General features: G+C 69.8%; 23 protein-coding genes. 15 read left to right on the forward strand and 8 right to left on the reverse strand.

Annotation, left to right across the window (positions count from 1 at the left end):
* Positions 1-219 precede the first annotated feature (219 nt).
* Together ACQEVZ_RS44875 and ACQEVZ_RS44880 are read left to right on the forward strand one after the other, a co-directional pair.
* Positions 220-681: a hypothetical protein gene (locus ACQEVZ_RS44875; protein WP_433379557.1), complete on the forward strand. Its 462-nt coding sequence runs from the start codon at positions 220-222 to the stop codon at positions 679-681.
* 162 nt (positions 682-843) lie between these two features.
* Positions 844-1,542 carry a hypothetical protein gene (locus ACQEVZ_RS44880; protein ID WP_433379560.1) on the forward strand — a complete coding sequence of 233 codons (699 nt, stop codon included), beginning with the start codon at positions 844-846 and terminating at the stop codon, positions 1,540-1,542.
* Between the two features lie 167 nt (positions 1,543-1,709).
* Here ACQEVZ_RS44880 and ACQEVZ_RS44885 read toward each other — a convergent pair whose 3' ends face one another.
* The 5 genes from ACQEVZ_RS44885 to ACQEVZ_RS44905 all read right to left on the reverse strand — a co-directional run bounded on the left by ACQEVZ_RS44885 (position 1,710) and on the right by ACQEVZ_RS44905 (position 4,882).
* Entirely contained in the window at positions 1,710-2,345 is a 636-nt protein-coding gene (locus ACQEVZ_RS44885; protein ID WP_433379563.1) for a LysE family translocator, read from the reverse strand.
* Between the two features lie 48 nt (positions 2,346-2,393).
* Entirely contained in the window at positions 2,394-2,519 is a 126-nt protein-coding gene (locus tag ACQEVZ_RS44890; protein ID WP_433379566.1) for a hypothetical protein, read from the reverse strand.
* A gap of 417 nt (positions 2,520-2,936) precedes the next feature.
* Entirely contained in the window at positions 2,937-3,602 is a 666-nt protein-coding gene (locus ACQEVZ_RS44895) for an SDR family NAD(P)-dependent oxidoreductase (protein ID WP_433379569.1), read from the reverse strand.
* 71 nt (positions 3,603-3,673) lie between these two features.
* Positions 3,674-4,201: a MarR family winged helix-turn-helix transcriptional regulator gene (locus ACQEVZ_RS44900; protein WP_433379572.1), complete on the reverse strand. Its 528-nt coding sequence runs from the start codon at positions 4,199-4,201 to the stop codon at positions 3,674-3,676.
* Between the two features lie 93 nt (positions 4,202-4,294).
* Positions 4,295-4,882, reverse strand: coding sequence for a helix-turn-helix transcriptional regulator (locus ACQEVZ_RS44905; RefSeq protein ID WP_433379575.1), 588 nt, complete (start codon positions 4,880-4,882; stop codon positions 4,295-4,297).
* Between the two features lie 167 nt (positions 4,883-5,049).
* Between ACQEVZ_RS44905 and ACQEVZ_RS44910 the strand changes: the two genes are divergently transcribed.
* The 6 genes from ACQEVZ_RS44910 to ACQEVZ_RS44935 all read left to right on the forward strand — a co-directional run bounded on the left by ACQEVZ_RS44910 (position 5,050) and on the right by ACQEVZ_RS44935 (position 8,876).
* Positions 5,050-6,096: an NAD(P)-dependent alcohol dehydrogenase gene (locus tag ACQEVZ_RS44910; RefSeq protein ID WP_433379578.1), complete on the forward strand. Its 1,047-nt coding sequence runs from the start codon at positions 5,050-5,052 to the stop codon at positions 6,094-6,096.
* A 336-nt stretch (positions 6,097-6,432) separates the two neighbouring features.
* Entirely contained in the window at positions 6,433-6,648 is a 216-nt protein-coding gene (locus ACQEVZ_RS44915; RefSeq protein WP_433379581.1) for a hypothetical protein, read from the forward strand.
* Positions 6,649-6,921: 273 nt separating this feature from the next.
* Positions 6,922-7,194: a dihydrofolate reductase family protein gene (locus ACQEVZ_RS44920; protein ID WP_433386076.1), complete on the forward strand. Its 273-nt coding sequence runs from the start codon at positions 6,922-6,924 to the stop codon at positions 7,192-7,194.
* A 51-nt stretch (positions 7,195-7,245) separates the two neighbouring features.
* Positions 7,246-7,767, forward strand: a complete 522-nt coding sequence (locus ACQEVZ_RS44925; protein ID WP_433379584.1) for a DUF3592 domain-containing protein — start codon at positions 7,246-7,248, stop codon at positions 7,765-7,767.
* 13 nt (positions 7,768-7,780) lie between these two features.
* Positions 7,781-8,413 carry a hypothetical protein gene (locus tag ACQEVZ_RS44930; protein ID WP_433379587.1) on the forward strand — a complete coding sequence of 211 codons (633 nt, stop codon included), beginning with the start codon at positions 7,781-7,783 and terminating at the stop codon, positions 8,411-8,413.
* A gap of 229 nt (positions 8,414-8,642) precedes the next feature.
* A complete protein-coding gene (locus ACQEVZ_RS44935) occupies positions 8,643-8,876 on the forward strand; it encodes a cold-shock protein (RefSeq protein WP_433379590.1) in 234 nt (77 codons plus the stop codon).
* Between the two features lie 31 nt (positions 8,877-8,907).
* Here the strand turns inward: ACQEVZ_RS44935 and ACQEVZ_RS44940 are convergent, their stop codons facing one another.
* A complete protein-coding gene (locus ACQEVZ_RS44940) occupies positions 8,908-9,489 on the reverse strand; it encodes an HD domain-containing protein (protein WP_433379593.1) in 582 nt (193 codons plus the stop codon).
* Positions 9,490-9,602: 113 nt separating this feature from the next.
* On the opposite strand from ACQEVZ_RS44940, the gene ACQEVZ_RS44945 reads away from it, so the two are divergent.
* The 3 genes from ACQEVZ_RS44945 to ACQEVZ_RS44955 are packed head-to-tail and all read left to right on the forward strand — an operon-like array spanning position 9,603 to position 13,613.
* Complete coding sequence (locus tag ACQEVZ_RS44945; protein ID WP_433386079.1) at positions 9,603-11,006, forward strand: FGGY family carbohydrate kinase; 1,404 nt, start codon at positions 9,603-9,605, stop codon at positions 11,004-11,006.
* A complete protein-coding gene (locus tag ACQEVZ_RS44950; RefSeq protein ID WP_433379596.1) occupies positions 11,003-12,391 on the forward strand; it encodes an NAD(P)/FAD-dependent oxidoreductase in 1,389 nt (462 codons plus the stop codon). Before ACQEVZ_RS44945 ends, ACQEVZ_RS44950 begins: the two co-directional genes overlap by 4 nt.
* Positions 12,384-13,613 carry an NAD(P)/FAD-dependent oxidoreductase gene (locus ACQEVZ_RS44955; protein WP_433379599.1) on the forward strand — a complete coding sequence of 410 codons (1,230 nt, stop codon included), beginning with the start codon at positions 12,384-12,386 and terminating at the stop codon, positions 13,611-13,613. Before ACQEVZ_RS44950 ends, ACQEVZ_RS44955 begins: the two co-directional genes overlap by 8 nt.
* Positions 13,614-13,634: 21 nt before the next feature.
* Here ACQEVZ_RS44955 and ACQEVZ_RS44960 read toward each other — a convergent pair whose 3' ends face one another.
* The gene (locus ACQEVZ_RS44960) at positions 13,635-14,243 is read right to left on the reverse strand and encodes a hypothetical protein (protein ID WP_433379602.1); all 609 of its coding nucleotides are present in this window, start codon (positions 14,241-14,243) and stop codon (positions 13,635-13,637) included.
* A 315-nt stretch (positions 14,244-14,558) separates the two neighbouring features.
* The gene (locus tag ACQEVZ_RS44965) at positions 14,559-14,957 is read right to left on the reverse strand and encodes a winged helix-turn-helix transcriptional regulator (protein ID WP_433379605.1); all 399 of its coding nucleotides are present in this window, start codon (positions 14,955-14,957) and stop codon (positions 14,559-14,561) included.
* Between the two features lie 105 nt (positions 14,958-15,062).
* On the opposite strand from ACQEVZ_RS44965, the gene ACQEVZ_RS44970 reads away from it, so the two are divergent.
* From ACQEVZ_RS44970 to ACQEVZ_RS44985, 4 genes are all read left to right on the forward strand, one after another.
* On the forward strand, positions 15,063-15,965 hold the full coding sequence (locus tag ACQEVZ_RS44970; protein ID WP_433379608.1) for an NADP-dependent oxidoreductase: 903 nt from the start codon (positions 15,063-15,065) through the stop codon (positions 15,963-15,965).
* A gap of 226 nt (positions 15,966-16,191) precedes the next feature.
* Positions 16,192-16,449 carry a hypothetical protein gene (locus ACQEVZ_RS44975; protein ID WP_433379611.1) on the forward strand — a complete coding sequence of 86 codons (258 nt, stop codon included), beginning with the start codon at positions 16,192-16,194 and terminating at the stop codon, positions 16,447-16,449.
* A 32-nt stretch (positions 16,450-16,481) separates the two neighbouring features.
* Positions 16,482-16,859, forward strand: a complete 378-nt coding sequence (locus tag ACQEVZ_RS44980; protein WP_433379614.1) for a DUF4267 domain-containing protein — start codon at positions 16,482-16,484, stop codon at positions 16,857-16,859.
* A 58-nt stretch (positions 16,860-16,917) separates the two neighbouring features.
* The gene (locus ACQEVZ_RS44985; protein ID WP_433379617.1) at positions 16,918-17,385 is read left to right on the forward strand and encodes an SAM-dependent methyltransferase; all 468 of its coding nucleotides are present in this window, start codon (positions 16,918-16,920) and stop codon (positions 17,383-17,385) included.
* Positions 17,386-17,594 lie beyond the last annotated feature (209 nt).

Genomic DNA, 17,594 nt, shown 5'->3' on the forward strand with positions numbered 1-17,594 from the left:
GCGGTGAGTGGCCGCAGGGCGCGGACGCAGTCGCGCAGCACGCTGTAGCTGCCTGGGTAGCCCATGCCGCGGAGCTCGCGGAAGAGTGCCTTGGCCGGCCGACGGCTCCGGCGGAGCCGGGTGGTCGCAGGCCGCCGCGCTGCGACCTGACTCTGTGAGGAGCGGCCGGTCCCGATTCCAGCAGGGGACACTGGGCCACAGAACGATAGGCTTGAGTTCGTGTCCTTTGCCTGGACGTTCGCGATCATCATGTTCGTGCTCTCGATTCTCGCGATCATGCGATACCGGGTTCCGGAAAGATGGCGCGGCCGTGAACGCCAATACACGGCGCTCACGGCGGGAACCGGTGCAGTCTTCCTGGCGGCCGCGGTGCTCGGCTGGTCCGGCTGGCTCGTGGCGTTGATGGGTGCCGGGACGTTGGTGCTGTCTGTCCTCGCGGTCACACGTATCTGGACGCCGCCAAGACTTCGCGGATTCGAATTGCCCTTCGCGGTGCTGATGGTCGGGTTCGCCGTCGTTCTCATGCCCGGCGGCGTGTACCTGCAGACCGACGATGAGATGCGCGGCGCGGTTCCGATCCTGCTGCTCACCGGCCTCGCCGTCATCGTCGCAGGCTTGGTCTTCATGACGCGTCGTGAAGGGCGACTGCGCCGGGAGAATGGCACCGGCCCGCGCCAGTGACGCTCTGCGGGATCGGGGTGCGGCCGACGGGATATCCAGGTTCCCAGGACCCAACGGCGCGCACTCATCTGACGCCGGACGAGCGCGCCGTCATCCGCGCCGGTGTGGCTCTCCGTATGGGATGCGCAAGCCCGGGGAAGACCGGCGTTCACTGAACCGCCGATGAGCAGTCGTGGCGCTGTCGAGACAGTGTTCGGCTATCGTGCCGACGTGGACAGCGTGCTACTGCGTCGGCTGGCAGCACACCGCGGCGTCGCAGTGCCGGACCAGGAACGGCTACCCGAGTTCGCCGACAACCTCGGATGGCGCCTCGCCGACATGCTCGCGATCGCCGGCCTGCCGATACCAGCCGATCTGATGCCGGCCGACCCCACCGCGAAACGCCAGGTCCAGCATGTGCTCCAGGGAACCTGCCGGCTGACCGCCAAGGAAATAGGTCCGATCCGCCAGTACGCCCGCGCCCTGGCCCCATCGCCCAACCCGCGCCAGCAGGCAGCGCCACCGGCGACCGTGACGTTCGGCGCGGTGCTCGAACGGTTCATGCTCGTCCGGAACCTCGACGATACGAGCGTGTGTAATGTCATCGCCTGGTCGGAAGCATTGCTCCGCCGGCTCATCCTCGGGTACGTCCCCCCAAAACCTGTGTGGCTGCTCTACCTCGGCGACGTGCTCGACCTGCGCCCCGACGACCTGGCGGCGCTCAGTGCAGTGCCCACGCCGTCAGGCAACGAGCCCACCCCGGACTACAGATCACACGTCGGTGGACTGGTCTGGGACCTGACGCCGCTCTCGGCGGACGCCATCGAACAGGTGGCAAGCTTCGTCGTCGACATGCGGCACGACCCAGCAGGCAACTGGTGATGCCATGTGAACAGTGGAAACGCACACTGCGCGAGGCGGTCGTCGAAGCCGGCGACGGGGTCATGGGCCGGCCGCTCGTGCCGATGACGGAAGTTCGACTCGGTCCGAGCTGAGGGTTCCAGCTGATGGGCGCAGCGGCAGATCGAGCGAGGGTGACTGGGATGGACTTACCTGGCGGTGGTGAACGCGAGCCGGACCCCGAGGCCGATCAGCGCCGTGCCGCTCATCCCGTCGATGAAACGACGTACGGCCGGTCGGGAGAGCACCCGGCGAGCCGCGGCGACCAGATTCGCCACGGTGAGGAACCAGGCGGCCGTGATGACCACGGCGATCAGTGACAACGTCAGCATCGGGACGAGGCCGGCATCGGCCGAAAGAAACTGGGGCAGGAGCGCGACAAAGAAGATCGCCGCCTTGGGGTTGAGCGCGTTGCACAGCAGACCGTCACGGAACGATCCCCACAGACCTGAGCCAGCGGTGCGCTCGGCGTCTGGATCGGATCGGAAGTCGCGCGAGTGCCATGCCGAGCGCAGTGCGTTGACACCCAGGTAGACCAGATAGCCCGCGCCCACAAGCTTGATGATGGTGAAGGCGACGGAGCTCATGGCGACCAGTGCCGCAACGCCGGTGGCGGCGGCAATCGCCCAGGCGAAGACCCCGGCGGCGACGCCCACCGCTGTCGCCATGCCGTGCGCGCGGCCTGCAAGGGCCGAGCGGCGCATCACGACGGCGAAGTCCGGTCCAGGCGACATGGCACCGAGGGCGACAACGCCGCCGAAGGCCAGCACCTGCGCGGTTGTCATCACCGTTCCTCCCTCCGTTCCGCGGCGACGCGCGCCGCTGCCGAGCCGTCACTGTACTGCGGGCTCACGCAGCACCTTCCTCAGATAGGCCGCCGACTCCTCGTACCCGAGCGCGACGTAGAACGGCGCCGCCCGTCGGGTGGCAAGCGTGACGAGGCTGCAGTTCCGGCTCACGGCCCACCGTTCGAATGCCCCCATCAGTGTGCAGCAGACAGGCGTCATCCGTGTTCAGCAGGGCGGCGTAGTTGGCATCGAACCGCATTCGGGAGAACGGGAACGACTGTGCGAGCCGACTTGCAAGCTCGGCTACCGTCGCGGCGTCGCTGCTGGTGGCATGCCTCACCGAGACCGAGGGATCGTCCACCGTCACATTATCCACGATGCCCGTCGATCAGTCTGGGCTGTCTGGCCAACTCACCGTTGCAATGGCCAACTCAGTCTGGCAGGTACATGTGTGACTTTGCGCGACGGATGGCGGAGACGGCAGCACAGCGCATCATGTCCTGATCCTGGTCAATCTGCCGGCCGGGCAAGAGACCGACTCGTCGCCACCAACCACGGGAGGACGGTGGGCAGGTGATGGGCAGGTAGTCAGGCGCCGATGAAGTGCTCGGCCTGAGTTCGGGTGGTGTGCAAGGTCCAGTAGTCGAGGGCGATCTCGTCCGGCGCGCGATAGGGGACGCCGTCTGGGGCCTGGGTGCCGATCATCAGGTTGATGGCCACGCTCGCCACGTAGACGCCCTGGTCGGCGAGGGTGTTGTGCAGGTTGATGGCCCAGTTGCGCTGGCCGGCCTGGGCGATGTTGACGTCGGCGAGCATCGGGTACGGGTTGATCGCGCCGCCGCCGGTGGTGAACAGCACCGTGCCGGATCCGGCCACGATCATGGCGGGCAGCACCGCCTGGACCGCGGCGACCGCGCCGTACAGGAGGCTGTCGATCGGCTGACGCAGCGATTCGAGGGTCACGTCTTTGGGTGCGGTCATGGTCAGGCCCGCGTGCGGGGAGTACTCCAGCACGTCGATCCGCCCGAACCGCGTGATCGCGTGCTGCAGCGCGGCGGTGACCTGGGCGGCGTCTGCGGCGTCGGCAGGGAACCCCTCTGCGGTGATCCCGACGGTGTTGAGTTCGGCGACCAGGGCGTCGAGTTTGTCCTTGCTGCGCGAGATGAGGGCGACATCGAATCCGTGGCCGCCGAAGACCTTGGCGATGGACAGACCGAGACCCGGCCCGGCTCCGACGATGGCGATGGTGGGCATGGCAAAGCTCCTTCAGAAGGTGCAGCCCCGGCCGGACGGCCGGGTGAGTGGGAACGCGCGACGCGGGCGGGTCAGCCGTGCTCGCCCGGCACGGCCGCGCCGGGCGGTGCCCATTCGGTGGGGCATGGCGCGTTCAGGGCGGCGAGCAGCCGCTGGGAGACGGCGCCGAGCTGACGTTGCTGTGCCTTGGTCAGCGGGTCGATGACCAGCCGGCGCACGGCGGCGACGTGGCGGGGTGCGGCGATGGCGACCTTGGCCATGCCGTCGTCGGTGAGCGTCGCCAGGGTGGCGCGCCCGTCGGCCGGGTCGGGGTGCCGGCTCACCCAGCCGCGCTTCTCCAGCCGGATCACCACGTTCGACAGCCGGGACAGCGTGCTGCCGACGTACTGGGCGACCTCGCTCATCCGCAGCGTGCGCTCCGGCGCCATCGACAACGCGGACAGCACCACGTACTCGAAGTGGGAGATGCCCGCATCCCGCTGCATCTGCGCCTCCAGCGCGGCGGGCAGCTGGGTCAGCACGTAGGCGAACGCATACCAGTGCTGCTGCTCATCGGGGTCGAGCCACTGCGGCTCTGCGACCTCCGGGGCGTCGTCCATCACCCCAACATACTCCAAGCGTGAAGCATCTCCAACCCGCATTTACTCTTTGCTTGAAGTAAACTGCGCATAGGTTCAGTACACGCTTGAAGTTTATTGGAAGGGACAGCAAGGGCCGATGAACGTCGTCTTGTGATCATCACAGGTGAAGGTGCGGGCGGCCGGGTTGAGGAACGCGAACCGTGCGGTGTTGACCGGCCGGACCGGGTCGTCGTACATGGGGGCGTAGAGGGCACGGCCGAGGGCGTTGGTGCCGATGACATCCAGACGGCCGGAGTAGACGACGGCCGGGGTGGTGGTCATCGAATCGAGGATGCGCTGGATCGGTGGGCGCAGGCTTCGTCGGGCGGTGACGAGCTTGAGGGGGCGGGTGCCGCCGCTGGCGCGGACCAGGTCGAGGAGGTGGGCGCGTTCGGCCTCGTTGAGCTGCAGTGCGTGGTTGATGCCGTCGAGGACGGATTCGGACACGCCGTGGGCTTCGCCGCGTTCGAGGCGGATGTAGTACTCGACGCTGATCCCGGCGAGGGTGGCGACCTCCTCCCGGCGCAGGCCCTTGACCCGGCGGTTGCCGCCGAAGACGGGAAGGCCCGCCTGTTCGGGCGTGAGCCGTGCCCGGCGGGTGGCCAGGAACTCGCGCAGCTGCTGGCGCACGTCGGCGGCGACCTTCTTGGGTTCTCCCACGTCATCTACGGTACGAGGTCGGCAATCGGCGAAGGAGTCACTGGCGGTACCCCTCTCGCAGACTCTGCCACCGCCTCGCCGACCCAGGTTTCCTGGAAGAAGCCCAGCGGTCGGCCATCGCACGCCGGCCACCGTCGTTCGTCGAGTTCATTGGAGTTCCGTTCGTCATGCCTACGACCGTCGCTGCCTACGCCGCGCTGTCCGCCACCGAACCGCTCAGGCCGCACCCGATCGAACTGCGCGATGTCGGGCCGCTCGATGTGCGGATCGACATCCGGTTCGCCGGGATCTGCCACTCCGACATCCACACCGTGCGCAGCGAGTGGGGCCCGGCCAACTACCCGGTCGTGCCGGGCCACGAGATCGCCGGGATCGTGACCGAAGTCGGTGCGAACGTCACGAAGTTCGCCGTCGGTGACCGGGTCGGCGTCGGCTGCCTCGTCGATTCCTGCGGCGAATGCTCCAGCTGCGAACGCGGCGAGGAGCAGTACTGCCTCAACGGCAGCACCCCCACCTACAACGGCGTCGGCCGGGACGGGCGGCCCACCCAGGGCGGCTACGCCCAGTCCGTCGTCGTCACCGAGCGATTCGTCTGCCGCATCCCCGACGGCATCGGCCTGGACGTCGCGGCGCCGCTGCTGTGCGCCGGGATCACCACCTTCTCGCCGCTGCAACGGTGGGGCGCCGGGCCGGGCAAGCGGGTCGCCGTCGTCGGCCTCGGCGGGCTGGGGCACATGGCGGTCAAGCTCGCCCACGCGATGGGCGCCGACGTCACCGTACTGTCGCAGTCGCTGAAGAAGCGCGAGGACGGCCTGGCGCTCGGCGCGTCCGGCTACTACGCCACCGCCGACCCGGACACGTTCACCGCCCTGGCCCGGACGTTCGACCTGATCATCAACACGGTCAGCGCCCCGGTCGACCTGGACGCCTACCTGTCGCTGCTGGTCGTCGACGGGGTGCTGGTCAGTGTCGGCGGACCGCCCGAGCCGATGCAGGTGCACTCCGGTTCGCTGAGCCTGCAACGGCGCATCCTCACCGGCTCGATCATCGGCGGGCTGCCGCAGACGCAGGAGATGCTCGACTTCTGCGCCGAGCACGGCATCGGCGCCGACATCGAGGTCATCGGCATCGAGCAGGTCAACGACGCCTACGAACGGGTCCTCGCCTCCGACGTGCGGTACCGGTTCGTGATCGACACGGCCACCCTGACCTGACCGCCCCACCCAAGCGTCGGTCGGCGGGCACCCGCGACGCCCGCCGACCCGAGCCGCGCCCGCACGAAGCGGCCGGACCGCAGAACGCGCCGCGGAGGCTGATCTGGCTCAGCGTCGGCACCTTGTTGTACGCCGGCGCCTTCGGCATCCTCGCCTTATCCAGCAGATTCGCCGCACGCTCCGACACCATCCAGCCCAACGGCGTCCACACCAACGGCGACAAACTGCCGCGTAGCACTCAGCACGACCTGCTGCCCGCTTCCAGCTAACACACCCCGCACGCTCGACCACGAGCCCAGCGGCATTCAGATCAGCCTGTACGCGGACGAGGCCGGCGTGACGGTCCCGTACTGGTATTCGGGGGCCGAGGCCGAGGCGATCGGCCGGGTGATGTATCAGATCGGCGAGATCGTGGAACGCTGCACGGGCATGGCCGGACGGGATGAGCAGGTCGGCCTGCCGGTGGCCGACGCTGCTGGCCGGCAGCAACTCGCGGTCTCCATCTTCAACCACGTGTCGGGCACGGTTGTCCAGCCCCAAGCTGAGGAGTAGAGCGCCGCGGAGCGGTCGGCCTGAAGGGGTGCCGCGACGCGTCCCAGTCAGCGTGCCGGCGGTCGGCGATGCGATGGAGCCGCTTCGGTCGCGCGCTCGGTCTGCGGTCTGGTTCGCACCACGACGGTGTTGAGTAGGTGGGATCGGGCGCCGATGAGAAGTGGCGCCGACAGCAGTCTGAGTACGGACCGGTGAAAACGCGCTGCGCGGATCAAGGGAGAACAACGAGATGAGACCACTTCGATACTCGATCAACGTCACACTCGACGGCTGCTGTCATCACGAGGCAGGGATCGCCCCGTTCAACGGCTCAAGCAGGAGCCAGGCGAAGGCCTGTTCATGGGTGGCGTGACGCTCCCCCTGGCGTTGGCAGATCTGGGACTGATCGACGAATACGTGTTCGTTGTACAGCCGGTCCTCGCCGGACACGGACCGACATTGCTCACCGGCCTGCGCGAACGCATCCAGCTCGAGCTCGTGGACCGCCACGAGTTCCGGTCGGGGGTGATCGCCCTGCGATACCGGCCCACGCGAGCAACGGCCTGACGTGACTCGTCCTGACACGTTGGCCGCTGCCTCGCGACGGATAATGAGCGCATGGCCGGGGAGCGAAAACGGCGACGACGGTTGCGGCCGGACGATCAGGCGACGAGGTTGACCCGACTGAAAACGCGCCCCACGCTGCCCAGGCGACGCCGCGCACGGCACAGCTCGCCATACGCCAACACGAAGGAGTGGGCCGGCATCGTCTTGGCCACCGTCGCCGGGCTGGTGTTCGTGTGCATCGCGCTCCAGATGCACTACGACCATCGGATCCTGCAGCAACGTGGGCTGGTCACCACGGGCGACATCGTGTCGGTGTCGTACACCAAGGGCGGCGCTTTCGCGGAAGTTCGGTTCACCACCGCCGACGGAAGGACCGTCCAGGCCGACGTGTCGAACACGGGCGATGCGACCGAGGTCAAGGTGGGCGCGCGGATGGAGGTCCGGTACGACCCGAAGGACCCGACCGGCCGGGTGGAAGACCCGAGCGGCGACGGGAGCACCCGCTGGATGGTGGGAATCGGCGGAGTCGTGCTCCTGGCCGGCGCCGCCTACGGCACCTCCCGCGTCGCGTAGTTAGGTGGCCACGGTGCGTAAGTGGATTGCTGCGGCGGCCGTGGTGCTGCTCGGCGGATGTGCAAGTCCCGCGGCAGGCAACGATGCAGTGGTGGCGACCGCGTACGAGGGGTCGTCGGTGCCCTTCGACAGCCTCAAGGCCTTCGTCGCCGAGCGTCCGGTCATTGCGACCGGGACGGTGACCGCCGTGAACGACGTGGCCTACGAGGTGCCGGTCGATCCGAACGCCGAGGGCAACATCCCCGGCGAAGGACCAGAGGTTTACGGGTCGATCTCGTTCAAGCTCGACTCCGTCATCAAGGGCGACATCAAGCCCGGTGCCACGCTCACGATCGTGTACCTGAGCGGCAAGTGGAACAAAGAAGACAAGAAGGGTCCCCGCCTGGGGTACACCCATGACAAGTTGGCGAACGTACAGAAGGCCGACTCGCGGCTCAAGAGTCCGACCGAACTGGCCGGCACCGCGTTCGCGATTTTTGCGGCACCGAAGCCAGCCACGGTGCCGGTGAAGGCCGCCGGGCTGTACGTCGCCGGGATCGCCACGGTCGATGCGAGCGGACAACTCAAATTCGCAGGTCCGTCACCGTTCGTGTCCAAAACGAATACGCCGGCGACGCTCGATGACGTGAAGGCCGCTCTCGGCTGACGCGTCGCACGGACGATCCGGTCGCGGCGCGTCGCGACCGGATCGCTGTCACCAACGGGCGCCGCACCGTGTTCGGTTGGCCGGCCTGCGCGGCGAATCTGCCTACGCAACGAGCCATGCGCAAGGCAGCGCGGCAGTCGCTGTCAGTGGCACAGACGACCATTCACTCCAGGTCGTTCGTGCTGCGGAAACCGCGTTGGTGGCGGCACGTCCGGCTTACGCTGCGCGGGTGACTGAGCAGGTGTGCACCGGCACGACGACGGCGACGACGCGGGAGTGGCGGATCGACGAGGGCTGGGGTGTCCTTGACTCGCCGGACACGCCGGGCGGGTGCTGGGCGCACTTCAGCGCCATCGACATGCCCGGGTTCCGGGCCCTGGAGCGGGGGCAGGTGGTCCGCCTCGACTGGGAGTCCCCCGGCCAGGACGGCTTCGACTACCGAGCCGTCCGCGTGGTCCCGTGACCGCGCGGCGACCTGAGCCGCGCGGAGGGCGCTACGCGGTGGCGAGGTGGAGGTGGTGTTCGACGCGGGCGGCGGTGGCGAGGATGTCAGGGGCGCGCAGGTGGTGGACGCGGGCGTTGTCGGAGGTGGCGCCGTGGCGGGACAGCATCTCGGCCATGCGGGTGCGGACGTCGACGCGGGTGCCGTCCGGGCCGACGGTCTGGTCGGCGTACGTGAGGGCGTCGGCGACCAGGGACAGCTCGCGCGGGAACTCCGCCAGCTCGTGGTGCAGGCCGCGGACCTCCGCGACGTAGCAGGCGCCCGAGTGGTGGGCGACCAGAGCGTTGATCCGGACGGCCCAGCCGGCGCCGCGCAGGAACCGGGCGCCGTCCAGCGGGTGGAAGCCGGTGTCGCGCACGGGGTCGGCGTAGCCGATGTCGTGCAGCCAGGCGGCGGCGACGACGCGGTCGCGGTCGGCCGGGGACATCGCGGGGTCCAGGGCGGCGCAGAGCTCGACGGCCCGGGCGGCGACGCCCGCGGTGTGTGCCCAGCGCTGCGGCAGGTCGGTGAGCAGGGCCTCGGCGAGGTCCCTGGCCGCGGCGACGTCGACCCGCTGCCGCACCATGGTCGTCATACCTACGACCGTAGGACGCTGAACGCCCGGTGCCGAGATCCCGAAAGGGAGTTCGCGCCTGCTTCACCTGTTGTTCATCTTTAGGGAGCGAACGAGAACTGGTATACGTGACCATGCGCATTCTCGCGGTCGACCAGGGGACGTCGGGCACCAAGGCCGTGGTCACCGACGGCCGTGGGGCGGTGCTGGCGATCGCCGAGGAGCCGCTGCGGCCCTCGTACATCGGCGGCGGCGGTGTCGAGCAGGACCCGGGCGCGCTGCTGGAGTCGGTGCTCACCGCCGGCCGGCGTGCCGCCGAGGGGCACCGGATCACCGCGGTCGCGCTCGCCAACCAGGGCGAGACGGTCCTCGCGTGGGACCGGGCGACCGGCGCGCCGCTCACGCCGGCGATCGTCTGGCAGGACCGGCGCGCGGAGGCGGTCTGTGACGCGCGGCGGGCCCACGAGACGACGGTCGCCGCCCGTACCGGACTGGTCCTCGACCCGTACTTCTCCGCGCCGAAGATGCGCTGGATCCGCGAGCACCTCACCACCGACGGTGTCGTCACCACCACCGACACGTGGCTGGTGCACCAGCTGTGCGGCGCGTTCGTCACGGACGCGTCCACGGCCAGCCGGTCGCTGCTGCTCGACCTCGACACGGGCGCGTGGAGCGGGGAGCTGCTCGACGTGTTCGGCCTCGGTGGGGAGGCGCTGCCGGAGGTCATGGCGAGCGACGCGGTCGTCGGCACGACCACGGCGTTCGGCGGCGAGGTGCCGGTGACCGGGCTCATCGTCGACCAGCAGGCGGCGCTGCTCGCCGAGGCCTGTCTGCGGGCCGGGGAGGCGAAGTGCACGTACGGTACGGGCGCTTTCATGCTCGCCCAGCTGGGCGCGGCACCGAGAAGGTCGGCGCACGGCCTGTCGGCGTCGATCGCGTGGCGGCTGCGCGACCGGGTGGAGTACTGCCTCGACGGGCAGGTGTACACGGCCGCGTCCGCGGTGCGCTGGCTCGCCGACCTCGGGCTCATCGACGGCGCCGACCAGCTCGACACCGTCGCCGCCGACGACAACGGCGGCGTGCTGTGCGTGCCGGCGCTCGCCGGGCTCGCCGCGCCGTGGTGGGACGCCGGCGCGACCGCGCAGCTCACCGGCATGACGCTCAGCACCGGCCGCGGCCATCTCGTCCGAGCCGTCCTGGAAGGCGTGGCCGCGCAGGTCGCGGCGGTCGCGCGGCTCGCCGGCGACGACCTCGGCACGCCCCTGACGCGACTGCGGGTCGACGGCGGGCTCACCCGCTCGCGGGTGCTCATGCAGGCGCAGGCGGACCTCGCGCAGCTGCCGGTCGAGGTGTACCCGTCGCCGCACGCGACCCCACTCGGCGCCGCCGCCTGCGCCGCGCTCGCCCTCGACCCGGCGCTGACCGTGGCGGACGTGACCGGCGGGTGGCGGCCGTCCGCGGTCTACGAGCCGCGATGGTCGCCGGACCGGGCCGCCGAGCACATGGCCCGCTTCCACGCCGCGGTCGAACACCGATGACCACCTACGACGTCGCGGTCATCGGCGGCGGCCTCGTCGGCGCGGCGATCGCCCGCATGCTCGGCGGCACCTCGCTCACCGTCGCGCTGGTCGAGGCCCGCGACGACGTCGGCGACGGCACCAGCAAGGCCAACACGGCGATCCTGCACACCGGGTTCGACGCCACCCCGAGCACGCTCGAGGCCCGTCTCGTCGCCCGCGGGTACACCATGCTCGGCGACTACGCGAAGGCCACCGGCATCCCGGTCGAACGCACCGGCGCGCTGCTGGTCGCGTGGAACGACGAGCAGCTCGCGACGCTACCCGCACTGCGGGCGAAGACGGAGCGCAACGGGTACCTCGAGTGCGAGCTGGTCAGCGCCGCCGACATCTACGCGAGCGTCCCCGACCTCGGTACGGGCGCTCTCGGCGGTATGACCGTGCCCGGGGAGTCGATCACCTGCACGTGGACGACCAACCTGGCCCTCGCCACCGACGCCGTCAACCGCGGCGTGACGCTCCTGCTCGGGCACCGCGTCATGGCCGTCGACAGCACTCCCGATGCCGTTCGCCTCGTGTGTACGGGCGGCGACGTCACCGCACGCTGGGTGGTCAACGCGGCCGGGCTCTGCGCGGACACCGTCGACCGGCTGTTCGGCCACGAACGGTTCACCGTGACGCCGCGCCGCGGGGAGCTGTTCGTGTTCGACAAGGCGGCCCGGCCGCTGGTGCCGTGCATCGTGCTGCCCGTGCCGTCCAAGGTGGGCAAGGGCGTGCTGGTCAGCCCGACGGTCTACGGCAACGTCATGCTCGGCCCGACCGCGGAGGACCTCGACGACCGCACCGCGACCGGCACCTCCCCGGAGGGCCTCGACTTCCTGCTCGACAAGGGCCGCGCGCTGCTGCCGCGCCTCCTCGACGAGGAGGTCACCGCCACGTACGCCGGCCTGCGCGCCGCGATCGACCGCGACGACTACCTGATCGACGTCGACCCTGCGCGCCGGTACGTGCTCGTCGGCGGCATCCGCTCCACCGGCCTCACCGCCGGGATGGCGATCGCCGAGCACGTCGGCTCGCTGCTGTCCGGCCATCTGGACGTGACGCCCCGCGACGAACTGCCGGACCCGCCGCGCATGCCGAACCTCGGTGAGGCGTTCCCCCGCCCGTACCAGGACGCGGCCGCGATCGCCGCCGACCCGGAGTACGGGCGCGTCGTGTGCTTCTGCGAGCGGGTCACGATGGGCGAGATCCGCGACGCGTACACGTCCCCGATCCCGCCGGCGGATCTGAACGGCCTGCGCCGCCGTACACGGGCGATGAACGGCCGCTGCCAGGGCTTCTACTGCGGCGCCCAGCTCCGCGACCTGGTCGAAACGCTGGGAGGCACCGGTGGTGGGCATGCGTGAGCACGTCAGGGTCGCGATCGTCGGCGGCGGCCCGGCCGGGCTCACCGCCGCCGCGGCCCTCGCCCGGCGGCTCGGCGACGGGGTCCTCGTCCTGGAGCGGGAGGCCGCGACCGGCGGCATCCCCAGGCACAGCGCCCACCTCGGGTACGGCATCCGCGACCTCCACCGCTTCGTGTCCGGCCCCGCCTACGCCCGCCGCCTCACCGACGCGGCCCTGTCGGCCGGCGCCCGCCTGGAGACCGAGGCGACCGTCACCGGCTGGACCGGTGACCGCTCCCTCGAGGTCACGTCCCCCCGCGGCCGGCTCGTCATCACCGCCGACGCGGTCGTCCTCGCCACCGGCGCCCGCGAACGCCCGCGACCCGCCCGGCACATCCCCGGCGACCGCCCCGACGGCGTGTACACCACCGGCCAGCTCCAGCAGCTCGTCCACCTGTACCGGCGCGACATCGGCACCCGGGCGGTCATCGTCGGCGCCGACCTCGTCAGCTGGTCCGCCGCCCTCACCCTGCGCCACGCCGGCTGCCGCCCCGCGCTCATGACCACCGAGTCGCCGCACGCGACGCTGCGCGTGCCGGGCCGGCTCGCGTTCGGCGTCCCCGTCCTGACCCGCACCCGCGTCACCGCCGTCAACGGCCACGGCCGCGTCGAGTCCGTCGACATCGAGGACCTGCGCACCGGCCGCCGCCATCGGGTCCCGTGCGACACCGTCGTCCTCACCGGCGACTGGATCCCCGAGCACGAGCTCGCCCGCACCGGCGGCCTCGCCCTCGACCCCGGCACCCGCGGCCCGCGCGTCGACACCACCCTCGCGACGAGCGTCCCGGGCGTGTTCGCGGCCGGCAACCTCCTGCACCCCGTCGACACCGCCGACCTGGCCGCCCTCGACGGCCGCCACGTCACCCCCGCCGTCCTGTCCTTCCTCGCCGGTGCCGCCGCTGATGTACGACCCGTCGCCCTGACCTGCGAGCCCCCGCTGCGCTGGGTCGCACCGCAGCGGTTCCACCCGACCGGCCCGCCCCCGGTCCGCGGCCGCCTCCAGCTGTGGACCGACACCTACCGCCGCTTCCCCCACGTCCTCGCCACCCAGGACGGCCACCGCATCGGCGCCGCCCGTCTCCCCTGGCCCGCCGCCCCCGGCCGCGTCTTCCGGGTCCCGTTCAGTCTCGTCACGGCCGCCGACCCCACCGGCGGCCCCGTGACCATCTCGCTCGCCTCCTGACGGGCTTCCGGGCGGCGTCCGTCAGAGGATCTGACTGACCTTGGTGGCGATGTCGACCAGCGCCCAGCCGGCGAACAGGGCCAAGGCGCCCCTGGCGATCCAGGCGACCACCGCCGGCATCCGCTGCCAGACGGTCTGGTCGCTGCCGATCCAGCGGTCGCCGAGCCACGTGACGAGGACCGTCGCGAGCAGCGGAATACAGAGAACGAGGGCCACGGCGACGAGCGGCGGGTCGAGCAGCGTGAAGTCGACACCGTCACTGTGGACCATCATCGACCCGATGACGAGCGTCGCTCCGAGCGGCACGCTGACCCGCCGCCACCACACTGGACCGAAGCGCAGACCCCGGATGGCAACCCAGACCAGCCCGCCGATCGCGCCGATGACGGTGCAGACCAGCATCAGGTTGACGGTGCCGGCAAGGGTGAACTGGCCCATGACGAAGCCGTCATCGCTCAGCACCCCGGTCGCCCGGGGATGGTTCATCCGGGCCAGCGCGAGCATGATCAGCCGCCCGCCGACACCCCCGGCGACCAGCCCGGCAACGCCACCGGCCAGGACCGCGACCCCCAACCTGCGGACCCACTCAACCCCACTGGCCAGTGTCGATGTCTGCTCTTGCACGGTCATTCAACGCCTCCGACGCTCAGAGCCAGTGATCGTAGTTACCTGATCACCGCCTCCGTGTCGCCTTTGCGCGCCAACCCCGTCCGCTGCGTGACAACCCCACCGCCAGCCAGCGCCGCCAGGCCGTTGCGGACGGCCGGCGGCTCCTGCAGCCCGCCACCGTCACGACAGGCACCAGCTATTGACCAAGATGCAAGGCACCGGACGAGTCAAACCAGGACGTCAAGTCATTGCCAGTAGGGGTTGACCGTCATGACGAGTAGTTGCGAGTCGCGCGCAAGCCGATGAGCGGACACGTTGCGCCGTCTCTGAGGAGGTTCAGGGGCGCGCGTCGTATTGGTCGCGGGCTTCGAAGACTCGGTCCATGTGCATCTCCGCCCAGCTCTTGATCGCGATCATGACCGGAAACAGTTCATGGCCGAGCGGAGTGAGTTCGTACTCGACGCGGACCGGTACCGAGGCCGTGACCGTGCGCGTGACCAAGCCGTCGCGTTCCAGCGTGCGCAGGGTCTGGGTGAGCATCTTCTGGCTGACACCGGCGATGCGGTTGGCGAGTTCGCCGTGCCGCTGCGGACCGCCGGCGAGGGCTGGGATCACCAGTGCGACCCACTTGTCGGTCAGCCTGCTCAGCAGCTCGCGGGTCGGGCACCGTTCCAGGAACGCGTCGTAGTCGCGTTTGGCCTGTTCGCGACGTTGTGCCGCGGTCGTCGTCGCCATCTTGCCTCCATCGGTGCCCTAGGTACTTCGCGGTACCTACTTTCTCATGGTGCCCGCCAATTCGTACGGTCTTGGTGATCACGAGAGTTCACCAAGGAGACAGCGATGCACGCAGTCAGCTACGCTCAGTTCGGCGGGCCGGAGGTCCTGCACGTGACCGACGTGCCAATGCCCGAGCCGGGGCCGGGGCAGGTACGGGTGAGAGTCGCCGCGTCCGTCGTCCACCCAGTCGACCTGATGATCCGCTCCGGTCGGTTCCCGGCGCCGCTGCCGACCGGTTTGCCGTACACGCCCGGCTGGGATGTGGCCGGCACCGTCGACGCGGTCGACCCGGCGGTCGAGCAGTTCACGATCGGCGATGAAGCCATCGGCTTCTCGCCATGGCTGCAAACCACGGTCGGTGCCCACGCGGAGTACGTGGTGCTCGACGCAACCTGGCTGACCCCCGCGCCCGCCGGCGTCCCCGCCACCGAGGCGGCGACCCTGCCGACCAACGGCCTCGCCGCCGCCCAGGCCCTCGACCTGCTCGCGCTCCCGGCGGGTTCGACCGTGCTCGTCACCGGCGCCGCCGGGCAGGTCGGCGGGTTCGTCCTGGCGCTGGCCCGAGCGACCGGCCTGCACGCCACGGGACTCGCCGGAACCGACGACCGTGCGTTCGTGGAGTCGCTGGGCGCGGCATTCCTGTCGCGCTCCGACGACCCGACGGGGACGTTCGATGCGGTCATCGACCTGGCGGTGATCGGTGCCTCGCTGCTGGGCCTCATCCACGACGGCGGCGGCTACGTGGCCGCGTCGCCTCCACTTCGCCCGGAACCGGTACGGGGAATCCGGACCTTCGCACTGAACGTATCACCGGACGGATCGCGGCTGGGTGAACTGGTCAAACTCGTTACCAGCGGCGACATCCCGCTTCGGGTCGCCGGCGTGTACCCCTTCGCCGAAGCCGCGGCCGCTCACGACCGGCTGGCCCAAGGCGGCATCCGCGGCGGCGTGGTGATCGTTCCATGACCCCAGCCAAACCTCCGCCGTCACGATCAACCGACGCGCCCCACGGTGAATACGCCGCTCCCGCCACGCCTGCTGCGCGGCGCGGCGCGGCGCGAGCACCTTCACCTGATCGACCGTGAACACCTCTACCGGCCAGATGAAAGGTCGTCACCGGGGTCGACCTTTGCCAGCAGCCTGTTGCACGTGCGTTCGGTCGCTCCGCCCAGATCCTTGACCTCGAGCCTTCGTGGCGTGGTCGGTCCTATCGACCGTCGGCGATCCGGGTGATCAGGAGATCGACTCGTTCCTCCTGCTCGTCAAGGAGGATACGGCCGCTGCCCGACAGGACGGCGATGCCGTGCAAGGCACTCCCGATGACTTCGGCGAACAGCTGGCGACGGTGAGCGCGTTCCCGCTCGCGGCGCTCGCTGATGGCGGACATGACCACACCCTAGCAACGCTAGACATCCTGCCGCAGGCAACCTACTGGCGCTACGAAATCTAGCGCCGCCCGTGTTATCAAGAAGGAAGCCGCCCATGCTCATCACCATCGCCAACGTGCTCGCCGGACTGATCGGCGCAGGCTGCATCTTCATGGGCGTGAACGCCTTCCGGGCGCCGCAGGCCGCAGCCGGCTTCGGCATCCCGGGCACGCCGACCGAGAGCCGCAACTTCCAGGCCTGGCTGTCCGTCAAGGCCGTGCGCGACATCGCCTCGGGGATCTTCATCTTCATCCTGCTGGGTGGAGCGACCCCCCACCTGCTGGGCTGGTTCATGCTGGCCGCTGCCGGCATACCCGCCGGCGACGCACTGATCGTGTCACGCAACAACGGGCCCAAGGCGGCCATATACGGCATTCACGGGGCCACCGCCATGGTGATGGTGGCGATCAGCATCCTCCTCCTCGTCGCGTGACCACGGGTCACGCCGCTTCGGCCGAAGATCGCATCCACTGAAGGGACAGCCGCTCTCCATGCTCAGCTTCGAGATCAACCCAATCGGTACGGTCCGAAACGACAGAACGGATGTCCAACACACCGACCACTGGGGCGCCGTCCGCAGCACGATCACCATCGACGAGCGCTTCGGCGACGCGTGTCTGCAAGGGCTGGAGGGCTTCTCCCACGTTGACGTGCTGTTCATCTTCGACCAGTTCCCAGAGCACGACGACTACCGCAAGCCCCGCCCCAACCGCGGCCGCGCCGACCTCCCGCCCGTCGGCATCTTCGCCGGTCGCGGTCCCCGCCGACCGAACCGCATCGGGGTGACGTGCTGCGCTATCGAATCCGTCCGCGGCCGCCAACTGACGGTGGTCGGCCTCGACGCGGTCTCGGGCACCCCTGTCATCGACCTGAAGCCAACGATGACGCAGTTCCTGCCGGTAAACGTCCAGCAGCCGGAATGGGTCAGCCGCCTGATGTCGGAGTACTTCCAGCCGTAAGCGAGGGCTTGACGGTGGAGCCGATTTCCGAGCGCATCGACCTCGTATTTACAACTTCGTCGACCCCAACCAGACTCAGCGGCCTTTCCAAAGAGAATCCCGAGGCGGCCGCACGGCCGTGATCGAACGCACTCTCATGCCGCGCTGCGGGTGCGCAGCGGTCGCCGACCGGCCTCACAGTCTGTGATTTGGAGCGGCGAGGTCGGGTT

Source organism: Dactylosporangium sp. CA-152071, assembly GCF_050936335.1.
Taxonomy (GTDB): domain Bacteria; phylum Actinomycetota; class Actinomycetes; order Mycobacteriales; family Micromonosporaceae; genus Dactylosporangium; species Dactylosporangium maewongense.